The following is a 3,810-nucleotide window of genomic DNA, read 5'->3' on the forward strand; positions in this document are numbered from 1 at the left end:
TTCATAATATCCATTTCCTCCAAACTCAGGTCTGAAATCTAAAGAGATTAACAATGGAATATCAAAATTGTATTCGATACCTATATCTCCTGCAGCAAAAGCAAAAGTATTACTGTTGTAATTTCTATTATCATAGTAATCTCTATTGTAACTACCAACTCCACCACCTACACCAGCATACCAATTGAAACCACCATCGATGTTCCAAACCCATTGGTATAAACCTGCTAATTTAAATGCATTATCATCATAAGCACCATTTTTATAGTTTTTTCTATTTCGTAATCCCAAATCTAGTTCAAGACGGTTGTTGTCTCCTAAACCTCTTTGGTAAGTGATTTCAGTACCAAATCCACCACTGTCTCCTAAACGAAGTCCTAATGCATTTTTAGATATAGTTTGTGCCTGTGTGCTAAATGCTAAACCTAGTAGCATAAAAGCTGATAAAATAATCTTTTTCATATTTTGATTTTTGTTTTAACAAAGATACGGTCATTGTAAAGTCCTGGAATTATGAAATTATTTTGAAATGTTATATAATTTGCATTTTTAACTTTTTTGCTGAAATTTAACTGCAACTTAAGCAGTATTAAATTGTGCTGTTAAACAGTTGTTTGCCAATCTGATGCTCCATTTCAAATAGATTTTCATCTTCATGAAAATTGGATTCTTCGTACTTATAAAGTTTCCATCTTTTTTTATTGTATTCAAGTGCAGTTAAATTTTCTACCCAATCTCCAGAGTTTAGATAGGTTGTGCTACCCTCTTTATTTTCTCTCTTAACGATTTTGGGTTCATGGATATGACCGCATATAACGAAGTCATATTTATTTTCAATAGCTAAATCGGTAGCTGTTTGTTCAAAATCAGAAATGTGTTTTACTGCTTTTTTTACACTCGCCTTTATCTTTTTTGAAAAGGAGTAAGGTTCTCGTCCAATTTTTTTGAGACACCAATTTACAAATCGATTGCATATGATAAGGTAGTCATATCCTTTTCCTCCTAGTTTGGCGATCCATTTAGCATGATTAACGCTAGCATCAAATACATCACCATGAAAAATCCAAGCCCTCTTGTCATCTATTTCCAATACGAGTTTATCAATTACTGAAAAGTTCCCCATGAAAGTATCTGAAAATTTTCGAAGCATCTCATCGTGATTGCCAGTTATATAATGTACGGTGGTACCTTTGGAGGCCATGCTAATTATTTTCTGAATCACTTTTAAGTGGCTTTTTGGGAAATATGATTTTCTAAATTGCCAAATATCAACAATATCGCCATTCAGTACTAAAACTTTAGGTTTTATAGAAGAAAGATAATTATAAAGCTCTTCTGCATGACTACCATAGGTTCCTAAATGCACATCGGATAGGACTACTAGTTCTACTTTTCTTTTTTTCAATTTGATTTAATTTGAAGTTTTACAAATTAAAACCACTATTGTTAACTGAAATACTTTTAAAAGTTAAGAAAAAGTATAAATACACTCTTTTTTGTCCTAATTTGCTATTGGTTTTTCAAACTTCTAAACTATAAGTTTTTTAACTTTCAACTAAAATAGTACATTTGTTCAAAACAGAAAATAATGGCGGGAAATAGCTACGGAACATTATATAAAATAACCACTTTTGGTGAATCTCATGGCGAAGCATTAGGCGGAATAATAGATGGTTGCCCTTCGGGAATAGTACTTGATTTAGAAGCCATCGAATTTGAAATGTCTAGAAGGAAACCAGGACAATCAGCGATAGTTACGCAACGTAAAGAACCGGATGCAGTACAATTTTTATCAGGAATTTTCGAAGGTAAAACTACGGGAACCCCAATTGGCTTCATCATTCCCAATACCAATCAAAAGTCGGATGATTATTCACACATCAAAGACAATTACAGACCCAGTCACGCTGATTATGTTTATGATCAAAAGTATGGGTTTAGAGATTATCGCGGTGGTGGTCGCAGCTCAGCTCGTGAAACAGCTAGTCGCGTAGTGGCTGGTGCTATAGCGAAGCAAATGCTGCCTAAAATAAAAATTCATGCCTTTGTCTCTGCTGTTGGAGATCTATCTTTAGATAAGTCCTACCATGAGCTTGATTTTAATTTAATCGAAAGTAATCCCGTTCGCTGTCCGGACATTGAAATGGCAGCTAAAATGGAAGATTATATTCGCGAAATTAGAAAACAAGGAGATACAGTAGGAGGTATGGTAACATGCGTTATTCAAAATGTACCTGTAGGACTAGGGGAACCTGTTTTTGATAAATTACATGCTGAATTAGGAAAAGCCATGCTATCTATTAACGCTGTGAAAGGGTTTGAGTACGGTAGTGGTTTTGAGGGCTCTAAAATGAAAGGAAGTCAACATAATGATCTTTACAATTCAGATGGAACTACTCGAACCAATTTGTCAGGCGGTATTCAGGGAGGTATAAGCAATGGAATGGACATTTATTTTAATGTAGCATTCAAGCCAGTGGCCACTATCATGCAAAAGCAAGAGTCTTTAGATAATCAAGGAAATATTACTGAGATGACAGGTAAAGGTCGTCACGACCCATGTGTTGTTCCAAGAGCAGTACCTATCGTTGAGGCGATGGCAGCTATTGTTTTAGCTGATTTTTATTTGATCAATAAAACATATTAAAATACAACCTAAGGGTAAAGTCATATTCTTATAAAATATTGGCAAAACAGTAATTTAGAAATATTTCCACCTAACTAATAAAAAATAAATGAATTCTACAGAAACAAAAAAACCATCAATTTTAGCAAATCTAACCACGCAAATACTAATTGCGATGATATTAGGAGCTGCTTTAGGTATCGTCCTTCACAATACAATATCAGAAGAAGCTGCATTGGAGTTTAGCTCAAAAATTAAAATTTTAGCAACTGTTTTTATCCGTTTAGTCCAAATGATTATTTCTCCCTTAGTTTTCACAACTTTGGTAGTAGGAATCGCTAAACTTGGAAATGTAAGTGCAGTTGGTCGTATTGGAGGAAAAGCTTTGGGATGGTTCTTTACTGCGTCATTAATCTCACTATTAATCGGATTATTTTATGTTAATATTTTAGAGCCTGGAGTAGGTTTAAATTTATCAAATGTTGATGCTAATTCGGTAGCAGAAGTGACTGATAAAACGCAAAATATTAACTTCAATAATTTCATAGAACATATTGTTCCCAAAAGTATTTTTGAAGCAATGTCTACAAATGAAATTCTGCAAATCGTGGTGTTCTCTATCTTTTTTGGATTAGCAGCGGCCTCAATTGGGGATCATGTTAAACCAGTAATTAATGCATTGGATAAATCATCTCATATCATTTTAAAAATGGTAAACTACGTGATGAATTTTGCACCAATTGGAGTTTTTGGAGCTATTGCAGGAGTATTTGCTGTTAGGGATTTTCAAGAATTAGCAATTACCTACTTTAAATTCTTTGGATCTTTTTTAATTGGAATTGGAACTTTATGGGTGTTTTTAATAGCAGTTGGTTTTTTATTCTTAAAAAGTAGAATGACCGTTTTATTGAAACGTATTGTGAGTCCTTTAATCATTGCATTTGGTACTACGAGTAGTGAAGCCGTTTTTCCAAAATTAACGGAAGAATTAGAGCGTTTTGGAGTAAAAGATAAAATTGTTTCGTTCATGTTACCACTAGGATATTCTTTTAACTTAGATGGGAGTATGATGTACATGACATTTGCCAGTATTTTTATCGCTCAAGCCTACGGTATCGAATTAGATTTAGGAACCCAAATGACTATGTTGTTAGTATTAATGTTAACTAGCAAAGGGATTGCAG

Annotated in this window: 4 protein-coding genes; 2 read left to right on the top strand and 2 right to left on the bottom strand. The window is 33.7% G+C overall.

Going from position 1 to position 3,810, the window contains the following annotated elements; translation table 11 throughout:
* Together P8M54_RS03845 and P8M54_RS03850 are read right to left on the bottom strand one after the other, a co-directional pair.
* Nucleotides 1-462: hypothetical protein (locus P8M54_RS03845; protein WP_300285414.1), on the bottom strand; the 462-nt coding region annotated here is incomplete at its 3' end.
* A gap of 127 nt (nt 463-589) precedes the next feature.
* On the bottom strand, nt 590-1,405 hold the full coding sequence (locus tag P8M54_RS03850; protein WP_300285416.1) for a UDP-2,3-diacylglucosamine diphosphatase: 816 nt from the start codon (nt 1,403-1,405) through the stop codon (nt 590-592).
* 183 nt (nt 1,406-1,588) lie between these two features.
* On the opposite strand from P8M54_RS03850, the gene aroC reads away from it, so the two are divergent.
* Both aroC and P8M54_RS03860 read left to right on the top strand, forming a co-directional pair.
* Nucleotides 1,589-2,647 (top strand): chorismate synthase, encoded by a 1,059-nt coding sequence (gene aroC, locus P8M54_RS03855; RefSeq protein WP_300285418.1) that lies wholly within the window; start codon nt 1,589-1,591, stop codon nt 2,645-2,647.
* Between the two features lie 88 nt (nt 2,648-2,735).
* Nucleotides 2,736-3,810: cation:dicarboxylase symporter family transporter (locus P8M54_RS03860; RefSeq protein WP_300285421.1), on the top strand; the 1,075-nt coding region annotated here is incomplete at its 3' end.

Origin of the sequence: Flavobacterium sp. (assembly GCF_029242675.1) — a bacterium.
Taxonomy (GTDB): domain Bacteria; phylum Bacteroidota; class Bacteroidia; order Flavobacteriales; family Flavobacteriaceae; genus Flavobacterium.

Bases quoted from the DNA above. Each gene is read 5' to 3' on its own strand.
- aroC (WP_300285418.1), top strand. From the start codon at position 1,589: ATGGCGGGAAATAGCTACGGAACATTATATAAAATAACCACTTTTGGT.